Origin of the sequence: Exiguobacterium sp. s150, assembly GCF_018618435.1 — a bacterium.
GTDB classification, from domain to species: domain Bacteria; phylum Bacillota; class Bacilli; order Exiguobacteriales; family Exiguobacteriaceae; genus Exiguobacterium; species Exiguobacterium alkaliphilum.
On record NZ_JACSMC010000002.1, the window covers coordinates 113,567 to 138,810 of the forward strand.

A 25,244-nucleotide genomic window follows, 5' to 3' on the forward strand; every position below is an offset into this window, starting at 1 on the left:
GAGGGTTATCGATGCGTAAACCGATTATTGCAGGTAACTGGAAAATGAACAAAACACTCTCGGAAGCAGTCGCTTTCGTCGAGGAAGTCAAAAACAACGTCCCGTCAACAGACAAAGTTGACGCGGCAATCGGCGCACCAGCTGTCTTCCTAGCTCCAATGGTAGAAGCAGCGAAAGGGTCAGACTTGAAGCTTGGTGCCCAAAACATGTACGACAAAGACAGCGGGGCATACACAGGCGAAATCAGCCCGGCCATGGTCGCTGACCTCGGCGTGACATACGTCATCCTTGGACACTCAGAGCGTCGCGAATACTTCGGCGAATCTAATGCGTTCATCAACAGCAAAACGAAAAAAGCGTTCGAACACGGTCTTACGCCAATCGTTTGTGTCGGTGAAACATTAGAAGAGCGCGAAGGCGGCAAGTTCGAAGAAGTCATCAAGACGCAAGTCGAAGGTGGCCTCGCGGACCTCTCAGCTGACCAAGTGAAACAACTCGTCATCGCGTACGAGCCAGTTTGGGCGATCGGTACTGGTAAATCAGCGGACGAAGCAGATGCGCAAAGCTCATGCAAATATGTTCGTGACGTGGTGAAAGGCCTTTACGGTGAAGACGTGGCGGCTGCAGTACGCATCCAATACGGCGGTTCTGTAAAACCTGAGAACATCAAGGAGTATATGGCGCAAGAAGACATCGACGGCGCACTCGTCGGCGGTGCTTCACTTGAAGCTGCTTCGTTCCTCAAGTTGTTGGAGGCGATTTAAATGGCAAGACCAGTCGCCCTTATCATCTTAGATGGTTTTGGCATGCGGGACGAGACGTTCGGTAACGCGGTCGCTGCGGCGAACAAACCGAACTTCGACCGTTTCTGGGAGACGTATCCGCATACGCTTCTCAACGCGCAAGGCGAGTACGTCGGCCTTCCGGAAGGACAGATGGGCAACTCGGAAGTCGGTCACTTGAACATCGGTGCCGGCCGGGTCGTCTATCAGTCACTCTCGCGCGTCAACAACGCCATCAAAGACCGTTCGTTCTTCGACCGTCAAGCGATGAACCATTTGGCGGGACATGTGAAGAAGTACGATTCGAGCCTCCACATTATGGGCCTCGTCTCGGACGGCGGGATTCACTCGCACATTCAACACATGTTCGCTGTCGTTGAGTTCGCTAAACTTCATGGCATTGAAAAAGTCTACATTCACGCTTTCACGGACGGCCGTGACTGTGATCCGAAATCAGGCGCAAGCTTCCTCGAACAGACGGAAGCGAAGCTCGCTGAACTCGGTGTCGGTCAAGTCGCTAGCGTGTCTGGACGCTATTATGCCATGGACCGCGACAACCGTTGGGAGCGCGTCGAGAAAGTATACGACGTCCTCGTCCACGGCAAAGGCGAAGTCGGCACGAACGCCGTCGACGTCTTGAACCAGTCGTATGAAGCAGGGCTCACGGATGAGTTCGTCAACCCGACGGTCATCGAGAAAGACGGTCAACCGATCGCGACGATCAAAGACAACGACGCGATCATGTTCTTCAACTTCCGTCCGGACCGGGCGATCGAACTTGCGAAAGTGTTTAAAGAGAAGACCGGCTTCAAAGGCTTCGAACTTTCGAACACACATCCACAGAACATCTTGCTCGTCTCGATGACGAAGTTCTCGGATGAAATCGACACAGATATCGTCTTCCCACCGGAAGATTTGAAGAACACGCTCGGCGAAACGCTCGCCGCGCAAGGGTACAAACAGCTCCGCGCCGCGGAAACTGAAAAATACCCGCACGTCACGTTCTTCTTGAACGGACAACAAGAAACACCGTTCGAAGGCGAAGATCGCTTCCTCGTGCCGTCGCCGAAAGTCGCGACGTACGATTTGAAACCGGAAATGAGCGCATACGAGCTCACGGAAGGTCTCTTGGAGCGCATCGAGTCGGATACGTACGACGCATACATCATCAACTATGCGAACCCGGACATGGTCGGTCACTCGGGCATGCTCGAACCGACGAAGAAAGCCGTCGAAGTCGTCGACGAATGCCTCGGTAAAGTAGTGGACGCACTCATTGCCAAAGGCGGCGCGGCGATCATCACGGCGGACCACGGGAACGCTGACCTTGTCACCAACCCGGACGGCTCACCGATGACGGCGCACACGACAGAACCTGTCCCATGTATCGTCACACAACCTGGAGTGGAGCTGAAGCCAGCGCTCGAAGGCGCATTGGCTGACCTTGCCCCAACCCTTCTTCACCTTCTTGGTGGTGAACAACCGGCAGAAATGACCGGCACGTCAATCGTTAAGAAGTAAACCCGATTTCCAAACAAAAAGGAGCGAATCAATATGTCAATGATTACAGAAATTTACGCACGCGAAATTTTGGATTCACGCGGTAACCCAACAATCGAAGTAGAAGTCTTCACAGAAGACGGCGGTTTCGGCCGTGCCCTCGTCCCATCAGGCGCATCAACTGGTGAGCACGAAGCAGTCGAACTCCGTGATGGCGACAAGTCACGTTACCTTGGTAAAGGTGTACTCAAAGCCGTTGCGAACGTAAACGACACAATCGCACCAGAACTCATCGGTTACGATGTCTTCGACCAAAACGCACTCGACGCGAAAATGATCGAACTCGACGGTACGAAAAACAAAGGCAAACTCGGCGCAAACGCGATCCTTGGTGTCTCAATGGCAGCCGCACACGCAGCAGCAGACGAGCTCGGCCTTCCACTTTACACGTACCTCGGCGGATTCAACGCGAAGACGCTCCCAACGCCAATGATGAACATCATCAACGGTGGTTCGCACGCGGACAACAACGTTGACTTCCAAGAGTTCATGATCATGCCTGTCGGCGCGCCATCGTTCCGCGAAGCGCTCCGCATGGGTGCAGAAGTATTCCACGCCCTCAAATCAGTTCTTTCTGGTATGGGTCTCAACACAGCTGTCGGTGACGAAGGTGGTTTCGCACCAAACCTTAAGTCAAACGAAGAAGCGATCACGGTTATCCTTGAAGCGATCGAAAAAGCTGGTTACAAAGCTGGCGAAGACATCTACCTCGCGATGGACGTTGCATCTTCTGAGTTCTACGACAAGTCGACTGGCAAGTACGAACTCGCTGGCGAAGGCAAGTCGATGACGACTGCTGAGCTCGTAGACTTCTACGCTGAGCTCGTTGACAAGTACCCAATCATCTCAATCGAAGACGGTTGCGACGAGAACGACTGGGATGGCTTCAAGCTTCTTACTGACAAGATCGGCCACAAAGTTCAACTCGTTGGGGATGACCTCTTCGTAACGAACACGGAGAAACTCGCTGAAGGTATCGAGAAAGGCATCTCGAACTCGATCCTCATCAAAGTTAACCAAATCGGTACGCTCACAGAAACATTCGACGCGATCGAAATGGCTAAAAAAGCTGGTTACACAGCTGTTATCTCGCACCGTTCTGGTGAAACAGAAGATGCGACAATCGCGGACATCGCGGTTGCGACAAACGCTGGTCAAATCAAGACTGGTTCGCTCTCGCGTACAGACCGTATCGCGAAGTACAACCAACTTCTCCGCATCGAAGACATGCTCGGCGATGTAGCGAAATACGACGGTATCAAGTCGTTCTACAACCTCAAAAAATAATTGATTATTTTCAGGTCCGCCTTGTGCGGGCCTGTTTTTTGTTGTTTCACCCGTCTTGGCGGCACCGATGCTTTCTGCAGGCAATCCACGGAGCCTCCTCGCACATCGTGCTTGCGGGGTCTCCGTTAGATTGCTTTCCTGCAAGAGTCACGGTGCCGCTTGGACGGTTGTGGGCGCTCGCTCACTCTCATATTATTTTTAGATATATCATTTATTCGATGGCGTATGTGTCACATGTAAGGCGGAGCGCGAAACAAGACGGCAGGCTGACTCCTAGGGGAGAGTGATGCAAGGATGACCCGGCAAAGCGCGAAATGCCCTGCGGAGGCATCCGCATCACCCCTGGAAAGCAGTCTGCCGTCTAGTGAAGCAAGAAACATGAGGTATGTTAATCCGTCATTCCGGGAATAGGATCGTGTAGGTGAAAGGGGGCGTTCATGATGATGATCAGCGGTTTTCTCCTTCTTCTCATCGCGCTCGGTGTCGGCGGTTGGTTCCTGTACAAGTATATGGACAACCGGAAATGGTCGTGACGCATGTCACGGCCGTTTTTTTTTGTGCGTGAACGCTAGGAAATTGGGTATAATCAGATACAGTAGCTAAAAAGGAGAGACGTCCATGACACGTGTACGGAAAGCCATCATCCCGGCCGCGGGGCTCGGCACCCGTTTCTTGCCGGCGACGAAGGCGATGCCAAAAGAGATGCTCCCTATCGTCAATAAGCCGACGATCCAATTCATCGTGGAGGAAGCGGTCGCCTCGGGCATCGAGGACATCATCATCGTGACCGGGAAGAACAAGCGCGCCATCGAGGACCATTTCGACCGCGCCATCGAACTCGAACAAAACTTGGAAGCGAAAGGGAAGACGGAGCTCCTCGAGTCGGTCCGTCACTCGTCGAATCTCGCGAACATCCACTACATACGCCAACAAGAGCCGAAGGGACTCGGCCATGCGATTTGGTGTGCCCGGAAGTTCATCGGCGACGAGCCGTTCGCCGTCCTGCTCGGGGACGACATCATCGAATCGGACGTACCGGCGACACAGCAGTTGATTGAGCAATACGAACGCCACGAACGTGCCATCATCGGCGTGCAGCGCGTCCCGTATGAAATGACGAAACGATATGGTATAATTGACCCGCTTGCCGTCGAAGGGAAGCTGATCCCGGTCCGGACGTTCGTTGAGAAACCGCCGGTCGAGGAGGCCCCTTCGAACCTCGCCATCCTCGGTCGCTACATCTTGACGCCGGACGTCTTCGAGACGCTCGCGGCCCAAGAAGTCGGTGCCGGGGGCGAGATTCAACTGACGGACGCCATCGCCCGATTGAACGAGGCGAAGACGGTGTACGCCTATGAATTTGAGGGCCGTCGCTATGACGTCGGGGAACCGATCGGCTTCATCGAGGCGACGATCGCCCACGCCTTGTGCGACCCGGAATTGAAACCTAACGTCCACACGCTCTTGAAGCGTTTCGTGGACGAACTCGAACAACAGTAAGGTGTGTTACTTTTGAAAACAATGTTAATGGTCTGTCAAAACTATTATCCGGAGATCGGCAGTGCCGGCAACCGGATGCAAAATATTACGCATCTCATGAAAGAACGTGGCTACGACGTCGAGGTCATCACGGCCGCGCCGTCGTATCCGAACTTCAACTTGTATCAAGACGACCGGTTCTGGAACGATCACGCGCTCAACAACCAACCGTTCATCAAGCGGCTCATCACGAAGAAGCGCAAGCACACGTCAAACATGCTCAGCCGGCTCGCCTTGTTCGTCGAACAGATGATGAAAGGCGTCGGCGCCGTACGGACGCTCGACACGAAACCGGATGTCGTCTTCGCGACGACCCCGTCTTTTTTTATGGCGTTCGTCGGGGTGTATGCAAAACGGAAGTATGGCGTCCCGTTCATCTTGGACGTCCGTGACTTGTGGCCGGAGTCGGTGAAAGGCGTCGGCGTGTTCAAGTACGACTGGATGCTCGCCCCGGCGTTCTGGTTCGAGAAGCGGCTGTACAAGTCGGCCGACGCGATCATCATCAACTCGGAAGGGTTCCGCAGCTATCTGCGCCAGCGCGGCGTCGACAACGAGCGCATGCACTACATGCCGAACTCGATTCGACAGAGCGAGCGGGAACTCGAGCGGACCGTCCCAGAAGACGACCGGATGGAGATTCTATACGCCGGAAACATGGGCCTCGCCCAAGACGTGTCGCTCTTGCTCGAGCTCGCGGAGCGGTTCCGCGACGAGCCGCGCGTCCACTTCAAATTGATTGGCTACGGCTACCGGAAGAACGAGTTGAAGGAGACGATTAAGGCTCGCGGCTTCAAAAACTTCTTGTTCCTCGAAGCGATGCCACGGACGGAGGCGTTCCAGGCGATTAAAAATGCGGACGTCGCGTTCGTCAGCTTAATCGACCAGGACGTCTTCGACACGGTCATCCCTGGAAAACTCATCGACTACATGGCGGTCGGCAAACCGATCGTCGCGGCGGTGTCAGGCCATGCGGCGAATGTCATCGAAGCGGCGGAGGTCGGCTACGTGTCACGGAAGCGTGACATCGATGAGATTGAGCGCTCGCTCCGAACGCTTCTCGAACGTCCGGAGTTACGCGAACAGTACGGCCGAAACGGCGTCCGCTATGTGAAAGACAACTTGTGCTGGGAAAACAATATCCACGTCCTCGAAGACGTGGTCGAAAAAGTAACGATGGAGGAAACACGATGAAGGTATGTATGTTTGTATGGAACCATTTTACGAATGACGCCCGCGTCCTTCGCGAATGCTCGGCGCTCGCCGAGGCGGGCTACGAGGTCGATTTGATTGCCCTCCAAGACCCGAAGAATAAAGAGCTCCCGGCTGAAGAGATGCGTCCGGAAGGATTCCGTGTCATCCGCGTGAAGCGCCAACCGTCGATTCTCGTCAACGGGATGAAGGCGCTCAAATCGGCCCGGACGTGGGTCACACAGAAGACGACGCGTAAAATCGGAGCCGGACTCATCGGAGCCGGACTGTTCGTCCTCGCGCCGTTCACGATGCTCGGCCTCGGTGCCGCGGCAGGCGCGATTCTGCTCCCACCGGTCCGGAAAAACATCGTCAACTTGAGCGCGATGCTCGAGATGGTGTTCGCCTCGACGAAGAAGTCGTATGACTTCTATCATGCCAACGACTTGAACACGCTCCCGCAAGCGTTGATCGCCGGGAAGCTCGTCAACAAAGGGAAGATCGTCTACGACTCGCACGAAGTCCAGACGGACCGGACCGGTTACGGCTACATCCAAAGTAACCTCGAAGGCTGGCTCCTGCCTTACGTCGACACGATGATGGTCGAGAACCATACGCGCGCGGCGCATAACGAGACGCTTTACGGTTTCTATCCGTACGTGCTCCACAACTATCCGTTCTATCGTCCGCTCGACTTCTCGCTCCGGAAAGACTTGCACGCGTTGCTCGGCTTGCCAAGCGATGAGAAAATCTTGTTGTACCAAGGCGGTATCCAAGCCGGTCGCGGTCTCGAGCAACTCATCCTCGCGGCGAAAGATTTCAAGGAAGGGACGCTCGTCATGATCGGGGACGGGAAACTGAAGCCGACAATCAAGCAGATGATTGAGGACGAAGGCGTGGCGGACCGCGTCAAGATGATTGACAAAGTACCGGTCGAGGCGTTACCGTATTATACGATGAACGCGTATCTCGGCTTCCAAGTGTTGAACAACGTCTGTTTCAACCACTACTCGGCCTCGTCGAACAAGTTGTTCGAATATTTGATGGCCGAAGTGCCGGTCGTCTCGTGCGATTTCCCTGAAATCGAACGGGTCGTCGCCGGGAACGATGTCGGGGTCGTCGTCGACTCGCACGACCCGCAGTCGATCGCGGACGGTGTCAACCGCCTGCTCGAAGATGAAGCGCTCTACGCACGCGTCAAAGCGAACACGAAGACGGCGCGTGAACAATATAACTGGGATTTGGAAAAAGAGGCACTCTTGGACGTCTACGCAAACGTCGCAGACCGCAAGTTGCCGATTATGAAAGACGGTGCGCCAAAACCAGCATAACGAGAAGACTGCGGTTTTGGCCGCGGTCTTTTTTATGTGGAAAGGGGAACTCATATGAAACGTCAACAACAACATCTGCTCCGCCAACAAGTGTGGAAGAAACTGCAATCGATCTCGTTAAAGGACATCGCCTGGATTATCGCCGGGTCGTTCATCCTCGCCTTCGGGGTCAACTACTTCACCGTCCCGAACGACTTCTCAGAAGGCGGACTGCTCGGGGTGACGATCATCTTGTTCTATCTGTTCGAGTGGGACCTCGGCGTCACGTCGATTATCGGGAACGGGATTCTCTTCATCATCGGGTATAAGCTACTCGACCGCCGGACGATGGTGTACTCCGTCATCTCCGTCGTCGCGACGTCGTTCTTCCTCAGCTTGACGCACAACTGGGGCAGCCCGTCGGAAGACAAGCTGCTCGCGGCCGTCTATGCTGGGATTTTGATTGGAATCGGTATCGGTATGGTGCTCCGTGTCGGCGGGACGACCGGGGGCGGGGTCATCATCGCCCGGCTCATGGAGCGGTATCTTCATTTGAGCGTCGCCGTGTCGATGTTCATCATCGATGCCATCGTCGTCGCCGCCTCGGGTTTCTTCCTCGGGGAACAAGTCGTCCTCTATACGCTCATCGCCATCATCATCGGCTCGTGGGTGATCGACCTCGTCGCCGAGGGACTCAACATCCGCAAGGCCGTCACGATCATCAGCGACAAACAAGAAGAGCTCGCCGTCGTGTTGACGGAGACGCTCGGCCGCTCGGCGACGATTATCCACGGCCACGGCTACTATACGAAGCAGGATAAGAACATGCTCTATATGATCGTCGACAAGCGCCAAGTCGCGCCGCTCAAGAAAATCGTCGAAGTGACGGACCCGCGTGCGTTCGTCGTCATCCACCAAGTGAAAGAGGTCATCGGGGAAGGGTTCAGCTACCCGTCCCGATAATTTGAAAGCTGGTGTTTTCGTCATAACTTCTATATAATAAAAGGCGTGTAAAAAGAAGGAGGAACTGACTACTATGCAAACGATCGCTACAATCAGCCTACTCGTCGTGGCTGTCTTATTGATTGTCGTCGTACTGCTCATGTCAGGTCGGTCGCAAGGTCTTGGGGCGATTGCAGGTGGCGCGGAGCAGTTGTTCGGCCGCCAGAAAGCGCGCGGCTTTGACGCTGTTTTGAACCGAACTGCAGCTGTACTAGGCACGTTGTTTTTCATTTTAGGATTACTAGTCGCATCATTATGATGAAAGGCTGATCGTTCTCGATTTTTACGTGAGGCGGTCAGCTTTTGTTTTTTTAGAATTTTTTTTGGGAATAATGGAATGTACGAGGAGATGACTTGAACGATGAAAGTGACTGCACCGAAACCGTTTTTCTTTGAAGGCGGACCACGTGCCGTGTTGATGTTACATGGCTTTACCGGATCGAGCGCGGACGTCCGCATGCTCGGCCGTTTCCTACAAAAAGAAGGCTATACGTGTATGGGACCCCAGTATCGGGGACATGGCGTCCCACCGGAAGAATTGCTTCAGTTCGGACCAGCCGACTGGTGGCAAGACGTCCAGGACGCGTATCAGGCGTTAAAAGACAAAGGGTATGACGAGATTGCCGTCTGTGGCCTCTCGCTTGGCGGTGTCATGTCGCTTCGCCTCGCTTCAGAAATGAACGTCAAAGGGGTCATCCCGATGTGCGCACCGACCGGCATCGACGCCGAGGACCGGTTATACAAAGGAGTCCAGGCATACGCCCGAGAATATAAATCAAGAGAAGCGAAAACACGTGAGCAAATCGAGCAAGAGATGGACGACTTCAAGCCGATGCCGACGCTCAAGGACCTTCGTGCGTTCGTCCGCGAGACGACGACGAAACTCGAAGACATCTTCGTCCCGGCGCTCGTCGTCCAAGGGGCGAAAGACCGCATGGTTGATCCTCAATCTGCACACGAGATTTACGAGGCGATCAACGCGTTCCAAAAAGAACTGCTCATGTATGAGGAGTCAGGACACGTGATCACCCTCGACAAAGAAAAAGAGAAACTGCACCACGACGTGCTCGATTTTCTCGAAACGTTGGACTGGTCAGTGTGAAAAGGAGGTGTCACGTTGAATTTACGTGACCAACTACTAGAAATCATCCAGTCGAGCGATAAAGCGCTCACTGTCGACCAATTGACCGAGCGATTAGCGCTCGAGTCGACGGATGCGTTCAAAGAACTCATCCGAACATTAAACGCCCTCGAAGAAGAGGGGTTAATCGGCCGGACGCGGACGAACCGTTACGGGACGCTCGCCGCACTCGGCCAAGTCGCCGGGATCATCTCGATTCACCAGCGCGGCTTTGGCTTCTTGTCGGTCGAAGGAGAGGCCGATGACGTCTTCTTGCCGGCCGAGCAATTGAAAGACGTCTACCACGGCGACACGATCCTCGTCAAAAAACGCGAGGACAACCGCGGCAAGACCGAGGGCGTGCTCCTCAAAGTGTTGAAGCGCGGCTTGTCGGAGTTCGTCGGGACGTATACGCTCCCGAGCGGACGCCTCGACCAGTTCGCCTTCATCGAGCCGGACGACAAGCGCATCAACTTCTGGCCGGTCGTCAACCCGGACAAATCGCTCGGTGCCGTCGATGGCCATAAAGTCGTCGTCCGCATCACGAAATATCCGGACGGCCGTTTCGCCGGGGCGTGTGACGTCGTCCGCATCATCGGACACAAGAACGACCCGGGCGTCGACATCTTGTCGATTGTCTACAAGCACGGGATTCCGACTGAGTTCCCAGAAGACGTCATCAACCAGGCGAACGCCGTGCCGGACGAGGCCGACGAGAAAGACTTCATGGGCCGCGTCGATCTTCGCAACGAGATGATCTTCACGATCGACGGCGAAGACGCGAAAGACTTGGACGATGCCGTCCACGTCAAGAAGCTCGACAACGGCAACTACGAGCTCGGCGTCCACATCGCCGACGTCTCACACTACGTGACGGAAGGCTCGCCGCTCGACATCGAGGCGTTCGAGCGCGGGACGAGTGTGTATCTCGTCGACCGCGTCATCCCGATGTTGCCGCACCGCCTCTCGAACGGAATCTGTTCGCTCAACCCGCACGTCAACCGGTTGACGCTCAGCTGTGTCATGGAGATCTCCCCGCAAAACGGGAAGGTCGTCAACCATGAGCTGTTCCCGAGTGTCATCAAGACGACGGAGCGGATGACGTACACGAACGTCCGTGAGATTATCGAGCGCGATGACGAAGAGACGCTCGAACGCTACGAGCCGTATATCCCGTTGTTCGACCTCATGGCCGAGCTCGCGGAAGTGCTGCGCAAGCGCCGTAACTCGCGCGGGGCCATCAACTTCGATTTCGCCGAGGCGAAAGTCGTCGTCGACGTAGAAGGCAAACCGGCCGACATCGTCTTACGTCCACGCTCGGTCGCCGAGAAGTTGATCGAAGAGTTCATGCTCGCCGCCAACGAGACGGTCGCAGAGCACTTCCACAAGATGGACGTCCCGTTCATCTATCGTGTCCACGACAATCCGAAGTCGGACAAGCTCGACTTCTTCTTCGATTTCGTCGCCAACTTCGGCGTTCATATCGAACGGTTCAAAGGCCAGACGGTCGACCCGAAGACGCTTCAAAAGATTTTGAAGGCAATCGAAGGGGAACCGGAAGAAGCGGTCATCAGCACGATCATGCTCCGCTCGATGCAACAGGCGAAGTACGATGACGTCTCCCTTGGCCACTTCGGTCTCGCGACTGACTTTTATACGCACTTCACGTCGCCGATTCGTCGATACCCGGACTTGATCGTCCACCGCCTCATGCGCACGTACGTCTTCAACGGCGATGTGTCAGAGAAGACGATTGCCAAGTACGAGGACCGTCTCGACTCGATTGCCGAACAGGCGTCGAAACGCGAGCGTCGTTCGGTCGATGCCGAGCGCGAGACGCAAGCCTTGAAGAAAGCCGAGTACATGGAATCACGTCTCGGTGAAGAGTTCGACGGTGTCGTCAGCGGTGTCACGAACTTCGGGATGTTCATCGAGCTTCCGAACACGATTGAAGGGCTCGTTCGTCTTCAGTCGATGGATGACTACTACCACTTCGACGAGTCGCAGCTCATGCTCCTCGGTGAGCGGACGAAACGTCAGTTCCGGATCGGTGACGCGGTGCGCGTCAAGGTCGACGCCGTCAACTTGGACGAGCGCACGATCGACTTCACCGTCGTCGGCATGCCGAAGCGGGAACAGTCGCGCCGTCGTCAACCGACGACGATCAAAGCGACGGAAGGCCGTCCAAAGAAAGACGATAAGCGCGGGGGCCGTGGCCGTGACGATAAACGTCCGAAGCGTGGCAAGCCAGGAAAACCGGGCAGTAAACCCGGCAAACCAGCAGCCAAGCCAGGTGAGAAGCCGAAGGACAAGCCGTCACAAGGCCGTTCGGCACTCGACTTGAAGAAGAAAGATAAACAAAAACGAACAGGCGACGCGAAACGCGGAGCGAAAAAGCGTCGTTAATGGGAGGGGGTGACCCCTCCTCTATATTGAGGAAAAGGACTGAATGTGTATGGCCAAGAAGAAAGATTCGAACGTGCTCGCCCAAAACCGAAAAGCGTCCTTCGATTATGCGATTGAAGATACGATTGAAGCCGGTATGGTGTTGACGGGGACCGAGATTAAATCGGTGCGCCAGTCAAAGATCAACATCGCCGACGCGTATGTCCGCTTTGACGGTGGCGAGGCGACACTTCACAACTGTCATATCAGCCCGTTCGAGCAAGGGAACCGGTTCAACCATGAGCCGCTCCGTGTCCGAAAGCTATTGTTGCATAAGAAACAAATCAATCAGCTCATCGGCGCACAAGGGCGTGACGGCTATACAATCATCCCGCTCAAGGTGTATCTGAAGAATGGCTTCGCCAAATGTCTCCTCGGCATCGGGCGCGGGAAGAAGAAGTATGACAAGCGCGACGACTTGAAGAAGAAAGACGCGAAGCGTGACGTCGACCGGGCGCTCCGGGACCGGCAAAAATACTGACAGCGAGACCTGATTGTGGTATAGTTGTTGTAGTACCAATTACCACCTCGGGGACGTTATGGATTCGACGGGGGTAGGTCGGTCGTATGTGGCGTGTCGAGGGGTCGGCCTCGTTAAAACGCAAACGCCTATAACTGGCAAAACTAACACACAACTCGCAGCAGCCTAAGTGCCCTGCGGATCCTGACATCCATCGCTTGTGTGGATGACTTTCAGGGTCTCAAACTAAGCAAGCTACGCTTCAACCTCGCCGTCTGAGGGCGCGAAGAAGAGATGAACCAGACTGGATGCGACAACGCCTGTTTATCGGCAGTGTCACATTGAGATTCAATAGATAAACTACACACGTAGAAGCATGCGTTACGATGCCTTCGGACGCGGGTTCGACTCCCGCCGTCTCCATTTTTAAACAGTCTACACGGACTGTGATCAATGATATTTCATGAAGACCTTCTAATTTCATTGAGATTAGAAGGTCTTTTGATGTGGATGGAGCATGTCTCAAAACGAAATGAAAGCAGGTGAATCGAATGGGGAAATATCAATTAGATAAGAGAAGTAAAGCGGCTGCTGCCAAGTATCAAGACGGGAAAAAACCAGCTGTATCGAATAAAAAAGATAAAATCAATCAGATTCGAGAAGCGTATTTAAAGAAGCAACAAGAGAAGAAATGAGCTGGTGAATGATGAGATAGCTTAGCTGACTTCAGGTGTTCTGCCGTAATAGGTTGAAATGAAAGAAGAGGGTCATTCGTGCGTATGTGATGCACGGGTGGCCCTTTATTGATTTTTTCATGAGTTGCCTTATAGAACGTTCTTCAAGATTTCATTATAACGAAGCGTGCCCAAGTCACTCGGTTTATCTTTTTGACAGAATGACAGCTTCGCTAGTTTAGGCACGACCCGCTCGACCACGATTTTTCCATCGACCAGTTTAGACTGCAAGGTGGCCAACGCTTCCAAAAAACGTTCATCATCTTTGGCACGATGATAAAACGATAGGACGTATACATAGAGGAAGAGATTATAATTTTGGAACGGATACGCCACTTGCATGAATAACGTCCCGATTCCAAAGTGACACGGTCCGATCGGCTCACGAATCGTCCAATGTTCGAGCAAAAAATCAACGGCCTGATTGAGTGCCGGTTCGTTATTGATATAATCAGTGAACCGGAACATATGCAGGGCATTCAGCGTGGGTAATGGGTTCGAATACTCGGTTTCAATACCGTGACCATAACTGAACTTGTTGCATCGCCAGCCGCCATCGTTATGTTGGATTGTCAGCAAGTGCCGAAACGTTTGCTGTAACCTGACGTCATCGGCGTATCCCGATTGGCAAAGAACGTTTGCCGCATTGATTGTATGGCATGGATAGATAGCGCCTTTCGGATACAGTTTGAACCGTCCATCCGTATGCCACGTGCTAAAAATCAGCTCGGCGCATTCTTTTAATACGGGATCGCTTGGGTCCATCCCTAATTCTAAAAGATAGAGCACGCAATCGAGTGTTGAAAAGGGAGATCCTTTACTCAATCGTTTATCGGGCGTTGTCCAATAGTCTGCACCTTGGTCATAGCGATGCGATAAAATTTTCTCCACATCCGCTTCGTATGGATTCTCTCTAGACATATCTTCACCTGCTCTCCTCGTGTAAGTGATCAACTTGTTTCACAAACGGTAATTGCTTGGTATGCTAATGAGGTACGAAACAATGCTTTACATAATCTGTACCCGATATGCGTTGTGATTGTAAGGGGAACAGAGCAAAGACTTAACACTTTAGGTGGTATCGCCGTCAAGATACATAAGACTGTTGGAGGGATGGCCATGGGCTGGAAGTTAGAAGTGGCTGAGGCCAAAGGAGATTATTTGACGGAAACGGATTTGTGGCGTCACACACAACAGTTTCTCATGAACGCGACACATACGACGACGTACAAGCATATGCTCATGAAGGCGTTGCTCGAATGCACGACCGAACTGAGTGATTCCGGTATATTGACGTTCCAGCAAATTTCGAGACATGTGACGAAGATGTATTGGAATTTGATTGTGACGAACGGCTTACGGCAAGTGAATCAACTTGGAAAATTGAGTTCGGTCGAGAAAACGATGCTCGCGTTCCAAGCGACACATGAGATTCCGTCCACATGGAACTTTGACCGCCTGCCCGTTTCTCAGCAACAACAACTGATTCGGAACGTGAACCAGTTCTATAAGAAGTATGTGTACGGCTCGTTCTATGCTTCGTTCGAGGGGACCGTCTATTCATTCAACCGGAAAGAAGAGTGGGTCAAACTCGTGCCTGGTTATATCGTCTTTTTTGAAAAGTACAAGCGTGTACTGATGAACGTCACGAACTATCAGCTCGCCGTCTTTCTGGAAAAATACAATACACGTGATGCGATGGAACAAATTTTGAGCAAACTCGAGTTCGTCTCGTCCCGGCAATCGCTCGACGAGTTCAAACAGATTTTACTGAGTCACGGTCATCCCGTCTGTTTTTATTGCATGAAACCGCTCAAACAGACTCACGTCGATCACTTCATTCCGTGGTCGTATATGCAGAACGATGTATTATGGAACTTTGTATTGGCATGCCCGAGTTGCAACACCAGTAAGAATAATCGGATGGCGAAGGTGGATTATCTTTATGCACTCGTGGAACGAAATGATGAATTGCGCGTGGCAGAGCAGATGGGGACATACAAAGAGACGAAATTGATTCACTTATACGACTATGCGGTGCAGAACGGGTTTGAAGCCAATTGGACACCAAAGACATAAAACGAGTCAAACCTGATTAGGAAGGTTCGACTCGTTTATATTTATTTGATTCTCACCACAAGTTAAACAAATCCGCGACAATCGCATCACTTCTGTCCTGGAACATGAACAATCCGAGTGCAATCAACAGGCCTCCGATAACGAGTGTGCCGAACCGCACCAGCGCACTTGTGTTCTTTTTGAATATGCTTCGAATTACGAGCCATCCACCGATCAACAGCATCAAGAAATACCAAAACCCCATAGCCATTCCTCCTCCGTCTGTAGTTGAGTCTAGTTTACATATTTTTTCCAATCCATACTGTAGGGCGCGCGACTGATTTAATCTCAGCCCAAGACGGGTACAGTACCTTTATGTGAAAACTAAGAGGAGTGACGACCATGCGGAAAACGATTGTCATCGCGGGGGCGAGCGGCTATATCGGCTCGAACGTGATGGACCATTTAAAAGAAGAGTATGACATCATCGCCTTGTCCCGCTCGACGAAAAACAAGGAAGACGAGGCCCACGTCACGTGGCGGTCGTGCGATTTGTTCTCATACGAACAGACGCGCGAGGCGTGCAAGGGGGCGGACTACGCCATATTCCTCGTCCACTCGATGATTCCGGACGGCGGATTGACGCAGGCGACGTTCGAAGACATGGACGCGCTCATCGCCGATAACTTCGCCCGGGCGACGAAAGCAAACGATATCGAACAAATCGTCTACTTGAGCGGCATCATTCCGAAAGAGTCGAAGACGTTGTCACGTCACTTGAAGAGCCGGCTCGAAGTTGAACGGATTCTCGGTGGTCAAGGTGTGCCGGTGACGACGATTCGGGCCGGACTCATCATCGGTCCAGAAGGCTCATCGTTCCCGATTCTCGCAAAGCTCGTCAAACGGTTGCCGGTCATGATTCTCCCGAGCTGGACGAAGACGGAGACGCATCCGATTGATTTGCGTGAAGCCGTCCAGGCGCTCATCTCGGTCGTCGGGGCCGAAGCGCTGTATGACCATCATATTGATATCGGTGGACCCGAAGTGATGACGTATCGCAAGATGATTGAGGATACGGCTGACGTCATGGGCAAACGTCGCGTCATGATCGACTTCCCGTTCCCGACCATCAAGCTGTCCCGCTTGTGGGTCATGGCCGTGACGGGTGAACCGAAAGACACCGTCTATCCGCTCGTCGAGAGCATGGGCCACGCCATGGTCGCGAAAGACACAACCGGCGTCAAACAAGGGGAGATTCCGTTCAAGGAAGCGGTCGAGCATGCGCTCGAAGAAGAAGAGAAACAGAAGTCGGGTGGCGGCAAGAAGAAAAAAGCACCGCAACAGTATACCGTCCGCTCGATTCAACGGTTTGGCCTGCCCGAGAACAAATCGGCGCTATGGATGGCCGACACGTATTTCGAGTGGCTCGGCCGGCTCGCGTATCCGCTCATCCAGACGACGAAAGAAGACGATGATTGGGAGATTGCGCTCCTCCGTCCCTCACTCGTCGCGCTCCATTTGTCACTCGAAGACGAGGCGACGGACGATATGGCCTCGTACGAGATTGATGGTGGTCTGTTCACGAAGCTGACCGAGGACGACAAGACGGGCCGACTCGAGTTCAGACGGCTCCCGGAGTCGGACGAAGGGCTCGTCGCCATCCACGAGTTCGTGCCGGCGCTGCCGTGGTGGTTCTATACGAAGACGCAGGCGAAAGCCCACCTCGTCGTCATGTGGCTGTTCGGCCGTCACGTCCGTCTGCTTGGGGAAGATGCGGATGAGGGAGATCAAGTCGTCGAGGCACCGACGAATTAACGAAGACGCATCCATCGCGATGCGTCTTTTGGCCGTCGTGACGCCAAGCATTCTAACGAACGGACAAGATGTTCGCGAACGGAATCCGCTGCACCGCCCCGTCGAACAGCTCGACTTCACGCTCCGCGTAATAGATAGCATGGACGTACCCGCGCATCGAACGCGTCGCCCCGTCCTCGAAGACGGTCACCTCGACGGCGTCGCCTTCCCGAATGGCACGTTCGAGCTCGGTCTGCCAGAGATAGAGGAGCTGCTCATCTAAATCGGGTAGCTCAATCTTTTGGATTTGGGCATAGTAGCGCTTCAACAGCGCCACATGTTCGGGCATGAGAAACGGGATCCATTTCAGCTCGCCCCGGTCTTTGTAACGGGTCTTGCTCATCGTGAATCGCCTCCTTGTTTATGTCCGCCAATCAACCGCTGACGGGTGCGGAGCGGACTGTCTTTTAATAAGCTCGACGCCGGTCGAATCGTCCCGCGTCCGAACCGGACGTTCAATTGGTCGACGAGGTCGAGGAAATCGTATCGCCTTGCTTTCGCCCATTCGTCCTCGAAGAACGAGAGCTGGACGTGGTCGCTCCGTGGCTCGAGCTTGCCGAGGGCGACCGAGACGTAGCGGACGGCCTCGGTCTCGTCCCAACTGTCGAGGAAGAGCGTCAACAAGACCGGCAAGAAGTCCTGCTCGTCCGCCGTGAAGCGGTCGAGCTTTTTTTGTTTACTGAAGCCGCGCCGTTCACTCGTCCGCGTATAGCGCACGCCGAGATGGACACTCCCACCGACGAGCCCGGCTTGCCGAGTGCGCATCCCGACCTCGACGGCAATCGCCTGCAAGACGAGCCGAATCGAGGCGTAGGTCGTGTAATCTTTCATGAGCGTGATACCGTGTCCAATCGTGCGCGGTCGTTGCCGCTGCGCCCCGAACAACGAGCTCGGGGGCAGAATCGTCGGGGACTCGTCGATGCCCCAGGCGTGATGCCACAGCTCGGCGCCGATGACGCCGAATTTCTCGTGCAACACGTCGAGCGGATAGTGAGCGAGGTCCCCGATCGTGAAGATGCCGAGCCGTTGCAAGTGGACGGCCATCTTCGCCCCGACGCCCCACATCTTTTCAATCGGGGCCGGATGGATCATCTTTTCGACATCGTGGAGGAGGCACCGGGCGACACCCGTCTTCTTCCCGTGCAAATCGAGGACGAGCTTGGCGAGGACGTTGTTCGGCCCGATGCCGATCGTGACCGGGATGCCCGTATAGCGGAAGACGGTCGAGCGGATGAGGCGGGCGACGTGCTCGTCATTCCCGAACAGCCGCTCGGTGCCGGTCAAATCGACGAGCGTCTCGTCAATCGAGTAGACGCGAATCGCTTCGGGCGGCGCGAACTGGTGCAGGATGTGGACGATTTGCACGGAAACGTTCAAGTAATGGCTCATCCGCGCCTCGGCGTAGAGGACGTGTTTCCGGTCCTGCCAAGGCAAGCGGTCGATGTGAAACCGCCTCGACCCGGTCTTGATGCCGAGCCGTTTCATCGGCGGCGTCGCGGCGAGGACGAGCGCGCCGCTGTCCTCGAGGTTCGACAGCACGACGAGCTTTGTCTTGTACGGGTTCAGGTTGCGAGCGGCACACTCGCAGCTCGCGTAGAAGGAGACGCTGTCGATACAAAAAATCCGACGTCGCATCGTCATCACTCCTTTTACGAACAAATGTTCTGTTTTTTTCATCGTAACACGGTCTCATCCCGTCTCAAATACTAATTTGAAAATAAATTTGTAAACACTTTTTGAAAATTACCCAATTTTTATATGAATTTCATAAATCAAAAACCATCTTTTAGGAAGATTTCGTAAAAAAGTCTCCGAAATGGTCCAGTTTTCGCTATAATAGACGGGTATGGAATTGACGAATGTGAGATAGATGGAGGCTATAACGTGATCCAATTTGTAAAACAATTGACGAATGATCAAAGCCGGCGCTTGAAAGGGTACGAACGACGCGTCGCACGCATCAACGACTTAGAACAAACAATCCAAGCCCTCTCGGACGACGAGATGCGGACCTATACCGATACATTGAAACAACGAATCGCGGACGGGGCGAAAGTCGACGACATCGCCGAAGAAGGGTTCGCCCTCGTCCGTGAGGCGGCCGTGCGCGTCTTAGGCATGCGTCACTATGACGTCCAGCTCATCGGTGGCTTTGCCCTCCTTGAAGGAAACATCTCGGAGATGCCGACCGGGGAAGGGAAGACGCTCGTCGCGGCGCTCCCGAGTTACGTCAAGGCGCTCGAAGGAAAAGGCGTCCACGTCATCACCGTGAACGAATACCTCGCGACGCGTGACGCGAACCAAATCGGACAGATCCATGACTTCCTTGGCCTCACGGTCGGGTTGAACGTGCCGGAAATGGAGCCGGACGCGAAGCGTGAGGCGTATCAGGCCGACATCACGTACGGCGTCGGGACCGAGTTCGGGTTCGACTACTTGCGTGACCACTTGGTCGGTGCACCGGAAGAGCGCGTCCAGCGCCCGTTCCATTTCGCCATCATCGATGAAGTCGACAGCATCTTGATTGACGAGGCGAAGACGCCGCTCATCATCGCCCAAAAAGACCGCTCACACATCCGCTTGAAGGCGCTCGCGCAACGCGTCGTCACCGAGTTCGACGAAGCCGACTACGAGGTCGACCTCGAGTCGAAATCGACGGCGTTCACGGAGTCGGGCATCTTGAAGATTGAAGACATGTTTGCCATCGACAACTTGTTCAGCGCCGAGCATCAAGTGTTGTACCATTACCTCGTGCAGGCGCTCCGGGCGAACGTCTTGTTCGAGCTCGACGTCGACTATATCGTCAAAGAAGACAAGATCGAGCTGATCGACTTGTTCACGGGACGCATCATGGAAGGCCGCAGTCTATCAGAAGGGCTCCATCAGGCGCTCGAGGCGAAAGAAGGCGTCACGATCACCGAGGAGAACAAGACGACGGCGGAAATCACGATTCAGCACTATTTCCGGATGTATCCGCTCATCGGCGGGATGACGGGGACGGCGCAGACGTCACGCCAAGAGTTCTTGAAGACGTACAACATGGACGTCGTCCAAGTGCCGACGAACCGACCGCGCCTCCGCAAAGACCATCCGGACCGCATCTTCATGACGATCGAGCAGAAGTACGCGGCCGTGACGGAGAAAGTCGTCGAGCTCCATGCGACGGGACGCCCGGTGTTGATCGGCACGACGTCAATCGCCCAATCGGAAGCGATCAGCAAGCATCTGTCGAAGAAACGCATCAAACACGAGGTATTGAACGCGAAGACGGTGACGCAAGAAGCGGACATCATCGCCGAAGCCGGGCAGTACGGCAAAGTGACGATCGCGACGAACATGGCCGGACGTGGGACGGACATCATGCTCGACGCGAAATCGAAAGAGGCGGGCGGTCTGTTCGTCGTCGGGACGGAGCGCCACGAGTCGCAACGTGTCGACAACCAGCTCCGCGGACGTTCGGGCCGTCAAGGCGACCCGGGCGCGACCCAGTTCTTCGTTTCGCTCGAAGACGAGATCGTCAAACGGTATGCGATTCAAAAACTGGAGCGCATCGAGAAGAAGTTGAAGCCGGATGCGCATGGCGAAGTCTCTGCGAAAGAGGCGGCCGACATCATCGAATACGCGCAGACGACGATTGAAGGAATCGGTGTCTCGATTCGTGACTACTTGTTCAAGCTCGATGACGTCTTGAACGAGCAGCGCAACATCGTCTACACCATTCGCGACCAGGCCGTCAACGCCGATGCGGACGCGATCAAGAAGAACGTCCTCGGCATGATGCGCCTCGCCATCGAGAACAGCATCGATATGCATGTGACGGACGAGCTCGTCCCGGAAGAATGGCCGATCGACGAGTTGAAGGCCGATCTCCGTTACTTGACGATGCGCGAGCCGGTCTGGTCGGACGCGGTCGCCGATACGTTCGAACTGAAAGCCGAGCTCAAAGGCTTCACGGATGAGATCATCGCGACGGCCGAGACACGCCTTGAAGGCGACGAGGTCGTCCACTTCGTCAAAGAGTCGCTCCTCCGTGCCCTCGACATGAAATGGACGGATCACTTGACGATGATGAGCGGATTGAAAGAAGGGATTGGCCTTCGCAGCTACGCGCAGGAAGACCCGGGCCGTCAATTCGGAAAAGAAGGTCTCGAGATCTTCGAACAGACGTATGTGAACATCGCGCGTGACGTGACGATGGAAGTATGCCAGCTCGACCGCTACTTCGCGGCGCCGGTAGAGGAGGAAGCGTGATGTTAGGATTTCGTAAACGTAAACAGATTGAGACGAACAAAGCCGAAGGGGAGCGCCAGCTGACGCTCGTGTTCGATGACGAGATGGGGATCCCGAAAGAGGACGAGTACGTGTTCCGCTATCATGCGAAACGCCTGCCGAACCTGCTCGAGAACCAATTGTCGATCGAGCTGTTGAACGCCGAGCTGTTGTCGGAAGGGTTGTCAATCGTCGCCTTGTTCCGCAACACGCTCCCGGGTTCGTTCGAGATTGACGAGTTGCCGGTGTTGCTCCTCGATGCGAACAACGTGCCGCTCGGCCGGAAGGTGCTCAGCCGCGTCGACTTGCCGAACTTCGAGCCGTGGACGAGTAAGCCGGTCTACCTCGACTTCTTCGCCGACGAGTTGTTCGGTGACTTCGAATTAAACGACTCGATGCGCCTCGTCTTCCAGATGAACCCGATTGACCCGCTCCAGACGGTGTCGGATGCAGAGCGTGCCACGTTCTCGCCAGCCGCCTGGGAACAGCTCGCCCGGACGAACGTGTCGACTCCGCCGGTCGGGGAGAACGAGTTCAACATGATGCTCGTCCACGTCGAGACAGACGCGACGGACGTGACAGCGACGCTGTTGCTCCGTAACGGCTATGCCCAAGACTTGAACGTCGAACAGTTGCCGCTCGAACTGATGAGCGGGGACGAGGCGGTCGCCTTGACGGTCGTCCGCCTCACAGAAGCGGTGCGCGGGAAGCATGCCTACCCGGTGCAGGCGACGTTTGAAGCGATTGAAGCAACCGGGCCATTCACAGTCAGAATCAAGCAATGAAAAAAGCTCAACTTCTCCGCTTGGAGTGGTTGAGCTTTTTCGTGTACCTATTCAAACGGAGTATAAATACGGTCCGTGTCCGTGTCTAAGACGAAATCGATGCTCATCTCGTCTGAACCTGGAATCCGATCAAAGCGATGGAGCCGACAAAACATGTCCGGAAAGTCTTGTATATCCGTCACCCCGTTTTTCGTTTGTCGATACATTTCCCTCATTCTCTGTTTGGAGCACTTCTTTCCGCTCAAGTAAACGCTCCCCCAATAGCCATCGATTTCAATAATCAACGATCCCACTCCTCGCGAATGATGTACTTTCATCATAGTCAAAATCTCCGTGAATTTTTACAAAAAATAATGGTGACGTTTACAAGCGGGTGGTATAGTGAAGGAGGTTAGGCCATTTTTTGTAAAAAGGGGAAATGAAAATGAAAACAGCCTTAAAATGGACGATTGCGACGGCACTCGTATTGCCGGCGACGTTACCGCTGCACGCACCGAACGTACTCGCGTCAGAGGACGTCGTGAAGCTCCGCTTCCTAGAGACGACGGACCTACATACGAACATCACGAACTACGACTATTTCCAAGACAAAGTCGACAACACGATCGGCTTGACGAAAGTCGCGACGCTCATCAAACAGCATCGCGCGGAAGCCGGGGCAGACAACACGTTCCTGTTCGATAACGGGGATACGCTTCAAGGGACGCCGTTCGGGGATTACGTGCGGGAAGTGCACCAAAACAACCCGGGTACGTTCGAGCATCCGATGTACAAGGCGATGGCGGCACTCGATTATGATGCGGTCACACTCGGGAACCATGAGTTCAACTTTGGCCTCGAATTTTTATACGACGCGATGGAAGGATCGAAAGGGAAGCTTCGTTTCGTCAACTCGAACGTCAAAGATTTAGAGGGGAATCCAATCGTGTCGAAGTTCAACGTTGACGGACAAGAGGTCCAAATCATCGAGCGGACGGTCACGGATACGGACGGGGAGACCCATACGATTAAAGTCGGGGTGTTCGGCGTCGTGCCACCGAAAATCATGTCGTGGGACTCGGGGAACCTTCAAGGCCGCGTGACGGCGGAGAACATCATCCCGTCAGCGCGTGAAGCCGTCAGTAAATTGAAAGCACAAGGCGCGGACGTCGTCGTCGCCCTCGCGCACTCAGGAATCGGTGAAAGCGCCGCCCTCGCTGACGAGCAGCGTGACGACGAAGAGAACGTCGGCTACGCCCTCACGAAAATCGATGGGCTCGACATGGTCATGACCGGTCACCAGCATGGACGCTTCCCGGACGCGAACGGTATGTTCGCATCGTTCCCGAACGTCGACATGGCGAAAGGGACGATTAACGGCAAGCCGGTCGTCATGGCGAACAACCAAGGGAAAGATTTAGGCGTCATCGACTTCGAACTCGAGAAAGTGGACGGGGCATGGCGTGTCCTCGATGCGACGGCCAAGCTCGACACGATCACGGCGAATACGCCGGTCGATGCCGAGATTCAAGCGCTCATCGAAGACGACCACCGGGCCACGATCGAATACATCAACCGTCCGGTCGGCGAGATTCAAGACGACATCCAAAGCTATTTCGCGCTCGTCCGTGACGATTCATCGGTGCAGTTCGTGACGAACGCGCAGAAATGGTTCGTCGAGAAAGAGCTCGAGACGAACCCGGACCTCGCCCCGTATAAAGGGTTGCCACTCCTCTCGGCCGGTGCGCCGTTCAAGGCGGGCGGCCGCGAGTTGACAGATGCAGGCTATTACACGAACATCCCGAAAGGTCAAATCGCGCTCAAGAACGTGGCTGACTTATACGTCTATCCGAACACGCTCGAAGTCGTCAAAGTGACCGGGCAAGACGTCATGGACTGGCTCGAGATGTCAGCCGGGGCGTATAAAGAAGTGAAGGCGGACGGGGAACCGCTCTTGAACCTCGCGTTCCGTAGCTACAACTTCGACATCTTGGACGGATTGACGTATGAGATTGACGTGACGGGCCCAGCGAAATTCGATGTCGGCGGGAAACTCGTCAACGCTTCGGCGAACCGCGTGAAGAACGTCGAATATAACGGCAAGCCAATCACGATGGACCAAGAGTTCTTGGTTGCGACGAACAACTATCGTGCTGGTTCATCTTCGTTCCCAGGTCTCAACGGTGGCAACAGCATCGTCTATCGTTCGGCATACGAGACGCGAAACGTCATCTCGGATTACATCATCGCCAGCCGTGGCGCCGTTGATTATAAAGCCGATGACAACTGGAAAGTCGTCGCCGACGCGAAACGCCTCGCGACGTTCGAGACGGCGGACGCTGGCAAGCAGTACGTCGACCTATACGAAGGCATCGAAGCGACCGACGCTACACGCGTTGATGCGGCCGGACGTCTCTTCCGTTCGTACACGATCGCACTCGATCCGGTAACGGAAGCCGAGCAAGTCGAGCTCGTCCTCTCGGTCGACACGATCAAGCCGGGTGCGAAAGCTGTGACGGGTGTCACGACGGCGAACGCGACCGTCACATTGAAAGACGGAAAGCACGTTCTCGCGACAACGAAAGCGAAAGCCGATGGCACGTATGCACTGTCTGTGAAACCGCTCAAGCTTCGCCAAACGGTGACGGTCGTCAGTGAACTCGACGGTCAAACGAAAGAAGAAACGAAAGTCGTCGGAGCCGGACATGTCGGTGTCCCGGCTCTTCGATAAGCAATGAATGAGCCCTCAGTTTTGAGGGCTTTATTTTGTGTCAAAAAAGTGAATGAAACCCCTTACATAAATTGTGGAAGTGCTATATAATCAACAATGTAATCGGTTACATAGGATATGTAAACCAATGGGCCAACGGGG

General features: G+C 54.3%; 22 protein-coding genes and 1 other RNA gene. 18 read left to right on the plus strand and 5 right to left on the minus strand.

Annotated features, from left to right (window positions below):
- Positions 1-11: 11 nt before the first annotated feature.
- The 13 genes from tpiA to KNP76_RS02255 all read left to right on the plus strand — a co-directional run bounded on the left by tpiA (position 12) and on the right by KNP76_RS02255 (position 13,388).
- Positions 12-764 (plus strand): triose-phosphate isomerase, encoded by a 753-nt coding sequence (gene tpiA / locus KNP76_RS02195; RefSeq protein WP_214842413.1) that lies wholly within the window; start codon positions 12-14, stop codon positions 762-764.
- Positions 765-2,303, plus strand: a complete 1,539-nt coding sequence (gene gpmI / locus KNP76_RS02200; protein WP_214842415.1) for a 2,3-bisphosphoglycerate-independent phosphoglycerate mutase — start codon at positions 765-767, stop codon at positions 2,301-2,303. It abuts the gene before it with no gap.
- A gap of 33 nt (positions 2,304-2,336) precedes the next feature.
- Positions 2,337-3,629, plus strand: coding sequence for a phosphopyruvate hydratase (gene eno / locus KNP76_RS02205; protein ID WP_024370414.1), 1,293 nt, complete (start codon positions 2,337-2,339; stop codon positions 3,627-3,629).
- 618 nt (positions 3,630-4,247) lie between these two features.
- Positions 4,248-5,129, plus strand: a complete 882-nt coding sequence (galU, locus tag KNP76_RS02210; RefSeq protein WP_034806708.1) for a UTP--glucose-1-phosphate uridylyltransferase GalU — start codon at positions 4,248-4,250, stop codon at positions 5,127-5,129.
- A 21-nt stretch (positions 5,130-5,150) separates the two neighbouring features.
- Positions 5,151-6,359, plus strand: a complete 1,209-nt coding sequence (locus tag KNP76_RS02215) for a glycosyltransferase family 4 protein (RefSeq protein ID WP_034816060.1) — start codon at positions 5,151-5,153, stop codon at positions 6,357-6,359.
- An 8-nt stretch (positions 6,360-6,367) separates the two neighbouring features.
- Positions 6,368-7,687, plus strand: a complete 1,320-nt coding sequence (locus tag KNP76_RS02220) for a glycosyltransferase (protein WP_251137299.1) — start codon at positions 6,368-6,370, stop codon at positions 7,685-7,687.
- Between the two features lie 54 nt (positions 7,688-7,741).
- Positions 7,742-8,629 (plus strand): YitT family protein, encoded by an 888-nt coding sequence (locus KNP76_RS02225; RefSeq protein WP_051690297.1) that lies wholly within the window; start codon positions 7,742-7,744, stop codon positions 8,627-8,629.
- 73 nt (positions 8,630-8,702) lie between these two features.
- On the plus strand, positions 8,703-8,927 hold the full coding sequence (gene secG / locus KNP76_RS02230; protein WP_012726902.1) for a preprotein translocase subunit SecG: 225 nt from the start codon (positions 8,703-8,705) through the stop codon (positions 8,925-8,927).
- Positions 8,928-9,029: 102 nt separating this feature from the next.
- The gene (locus KNP76_RS02235) at positions 9,030-9,770 is read left to right on the plus strand and encodes an alpha/beta hydrolase (RefSeq protein ID WP_214842417.1); all 741 of its coding nucleotides are present in this window, start codon (positions 9,030-9,032) and stop codon (positions 9,768-9,770) included.
- 15 nt (positions 9,771-9,785) lie between these two features.
- A complete protein-coding gene (gene rnr / locus KNP76_RS02240) occupies positions 9,786-12,194 on the plus strand; it encodes a ribonuclease R (protein ID WP_214842419.1) in 2,409 nt (802 codons plus the stop codon).
- A 49-nt stretch (positions 12,195-12,243) separates the two neighbouring features.
- Positions 12,244-12,714: an SsrA-binding protein SmpB gene (smpB, locus tag KNP76_RS02245; RefSeq protein WP_024370408.1), complete on the plus strand. Its 471-nt coding sequence runs from the start codon at positions 12,244-12,246 to the stop codon at positions 12,712-12,714.
- 49 nt (positions 12,715-12,763) lie between these two features.
- Positions 12,764-13,119: a transfer-messenger RNA gene (ssrA, locus tag KNP76_RS02250) on the plus strand.
- A gap of 125 nt (positions 13,120-13,244) precedes the next feature.
- Positions 13,245-13,388, plus strand: a complete 144-nt coding sequence (locus tag KNP76_RS02255; protein WP_214842421.1) for an alcohol dehydrogenase — start codon at positions 13,245-13,247, stop codon at positions 13,386-13,388.
- A 129-nt stretch (positions 13,389-13,517) separates the two neighbouring features.
- On the opposite strand, the gene KNP76_RS02260 is transcribed toward KNP76_RS02255, so the two are convergent.
- Positions 13,518-14,348, minus strand: a complete 831-nt coding sequence (locus tag KNP76_RS02260) for a hypothetical protein (RefSeq protein WP_214842423.1) — start codon at positions 14,346-14,348, stop codon at positions 13,518-13,520.
- Positions 14,349-14,546: 198 nt separating this feature from the next.
- On the opposite strand from KNP76_RS02260, the gene KNP76_RS02265 reads away from it, so the two are divergent.
- Positions 14,547-15,506: an HNH endonuclease signature motif containing protein gene (locus tag KNP76_RS02265; RefSeq protein ID WP_211780769.1), complete on the plus strand. Its 960-nt coding sequence runs from the start codon at positions 14,547-14,549 to the stop codon at positions 15,504-15,506.
- Between the two features lie 52 nt (positions 15,507-15,558).
- On the opposite strand, the gene KNP76_RS02270 is transcribed toward KNP76_RS02265, so the two are convergent.
- Positions 15,559-15,750: a hypothetical protein gene (locus KNP76_RS02270; RefSeq protein ID WP_214842425.1), complete on the minus strand. Its 192-nt coding sequence runs from the start codon at positions 15,748-15,750 to the stop codon at positions 15,559-15,561.
- Between the two features lie 137 nt (positions 15,751-15,887).
- Between KNP76_RS02270 and KNP76_RS02275 the strand changes: the two genes are divergently transcribed.
- A complete protein-coding gene (locus tag KNP76_RS02275) occupies positions 15,888-17,300 on the plus strand; it encodes an NAD(P)H-binding protein (protein WP_214842427.1) in 1,413 nt (470 codons plus the stop codon).
- A 52-nt stretch (positions 17,301-17,352) separates the two neighbouring features.
- Here KNP76_RS02275 and KNP76_RS02280 read toward each other — a convergent pair whose 3' ends face one another.
- Both KNP76_RS02280 and KNP76_RS02285 read right to left on the minus strand, forming a co-directional pair.
- The gene (locus KNP76_RS02280) at positions 17,353-17,682 is read right to left on the minus strand and encodes a YolD-like family protein (protein WP_034807033.1); all 330 of its coding nucleotides are present in this window, start codon (positions 17,680-17,682) and stop codon (positions 17,353-17,355) included.
- Positions 17,679-18,974 carry a Y-family DNA polymerase gene (locus KNP76_RS02285; protein WP_211780772.1) on the minus strand — a complete coding sequence of 432 codons (1,296 nt, stop codon included), beginning with the start codon at positions 18,972-18,974 and terminating at the stop codon, positions 17,679-17,681. The genes KNP76_RS02280 and KNP76_RS02285 overlap by 4 nt, the downstream gene beginning before the upstream one ends.
- 249 nt (positions 18,975-19,223) lie before the next feature.
- Here KNP76_RS02285 and secA2 point away from each other — a divergent pair, with 249 nt between their 5' ends.
- Both secA2 and KNP76_RS02295 read left to right on the plus strand, forming a co-directional pair.
- Positions 19,224-21,590 (plus strand): accessory Sec system translocase SecA2, encoded by a 2,367-nt coding sequence (secA2, locus tag KNP76_RS02290; protein WP_214842430.1) that lies wholly within the window; start codon positions 19,224-19,226, stop codon positions 21,588-21,590.
- Positions 21,590-22,393 (plus strand): SLAP domain-containing protein, encoded by an 804-nt coding sequence (locus tag KNP76_RS02295; RefSeq protein ID WP_214842432.1) that lies wholly within the window; start codon positions 21,590-21,592, stop codon positions 22,391-22,393. The genes secA2 and KNP76_RS02295 overlap by 1 nt, the downstream gene beginning before the upstream one ends.
- 47 nt (positions 22,394-22,440) lie before the next feature.
- Here KNP76_RS02295 and KNP76_RS02300 read toward each other — a convergent pair whose 3' ends face one another.
- Positions 22,441-22,677, minus strand: a complete 237-nt coding sequence (locus tag KNP76_RS02300) for a hypothetical protein (protein ID WP_214842434.1) — start codon at positions 22,675-22,677, stop codon at positions 22,441-22,443.
- 140 nt (positions 22,678-22,817) lie between these two features.
- Here KNP76_RS02300 and KNP76_RS02305 point away from each other — a divergent pair, with 140 nt between their 5' ends.
- Positions 22,818-25,103 (plus strand): bifunctional 2',3'-cyclic-nucleotide 2'-phosphodiesterase/3'-nucleotidase, encoded by a 2,286-nt coding sequence (locus tag KNP76_RS02305; RefSeq protein ID WP_251137300.1) that lies wholly within the window; start codon positions 22,818-22,820, stop codon positions 25,101-25,103.
- The last annotated feature ends 141 nt before the right edge of the window (positions 25,104-25,244 follow it).

Coding starts and splice junctions, on each gene's coding strand:
- KNP76_RS02280 (WP_034807033.1), bottom strand. CDS start 17,682: ATGAGCAAGACCCGTTACAAAGACCGGGGCGAGCTGAAATGGATCCCG.
- KNP76_RS02285 (WP_211780772.1), bottom strand. CDS start 18,974: ATGCGACGTCGGATTTTTTGTATCGACAGCGTCTCCTTCTACGCGAGC.
- KNP76_RS02265 (WP_211780769.1), top strand. CDS start 14,547: ATGGGCTGGAAGTTAGAAGTGGCTGAGGCCAAAGGAGATTATTTGACG.
- KNP76_RS02275 (WP_214842427.1), top strand. CDS start 15,888: ATGCGGAAAACGATTGTCATCGCGGGGGCGAGCGGCTATATCGGCTCG.
- smpB (WP_024370408.1), top strand. CDS start 12,244: ATGGCCAAGAAGAAAGATTCGAACGTGCTCGCCCAAAACCGAAAAGCG.
- KNP76_RS02215 (WP_034816060.1), top strand. CDS start 5,151: ATGTTAATGGTCTGTCAAAACTATTATCCGGAGATCGGCAGTGCCGGC.
- KNP76_RS02220 (WP_251137299.1), top strand. CDS start 6,368: ATGTTTGTATGGAACCATTTTACGAATGACGCCCGCGTCCTTCGCGAA.
- KNP76_RS02295 (WP_214842432.1), top strand. CDS start 21,590: ATGTTAGGATTTCGTAAACGTAAACAGATTGAGACGAACAAAGCCGAA.
- eno (WP_024370414.1), top strand. CDS start 2,337: ATGTCAATGATTACAGAAATTTACGCACGCGAAATTTTGGATTCACGC.
- secG (WP_012726902.1), top strand. CDS start 8,703: ATGCAAACGATCGCTACAATCAGCCTACTCGTCGTGGCTGTCTTATTG.
- KNP76_RS02225 (WP_051690297.1), top strand. CDS start 7,742: ATGAAACGTCAACAACAACATCTGCTCCGCCAACAAGTGTGGAAGAAA.
- KNP76_RS02235 (WP_214842417.1), top strand. CDS start 9,030: ATGAAAGTGACTGCACCGAAACCGTTTTTCTTTGAAGGCGGACCACGT.
- KNP76_RS02260 (WP_214842423.1), bottom strand. CDS start 14,348: ATGTCTAGAGAGAATCCATACGAAGCGGATGTGGAGAAAATTTTATCG.
- KNP76_RS02255 (WP_214842421.1), top strand. CDS start 13,245: ATGGGGAAATATCAATTAGATAAGAGAAGTAAAGCGGCTGCTGCCAAG.
- tpiA (WP_214842413.1), top strand. CDS start 12: ATGCGTAAACCGATTATTGCAGGTAACTGGAAAATGAACAAAACACTC.
- galU (WP_034806708.1), top strand. CDS start 4,248: ATGACACGTGTACGGAAAGCCATCATCCCGGCCGCGGGGCTCGGCACC.
- KNP76_RS02305 (WP_251137300.1), top strand. CDS start 22,818: ATGAAAACAGCCTTAAAATGGACGATTGCGACGGCACTCGTATTGCCG.
- KNP76_RS02270 (WP_214842425.1), bottom strand. CDS start 15,750: ATGGGGTTTTGGTATTTCTTGATGCTGTTGATCGGTGGATGGCTCGTA.
- gpmI (WP_214842415.1), top strand. CDS start 765: ATGGCAAGACCAGTCGCCCTTATCATCTTAGATGGTTTTGGCATGCGG.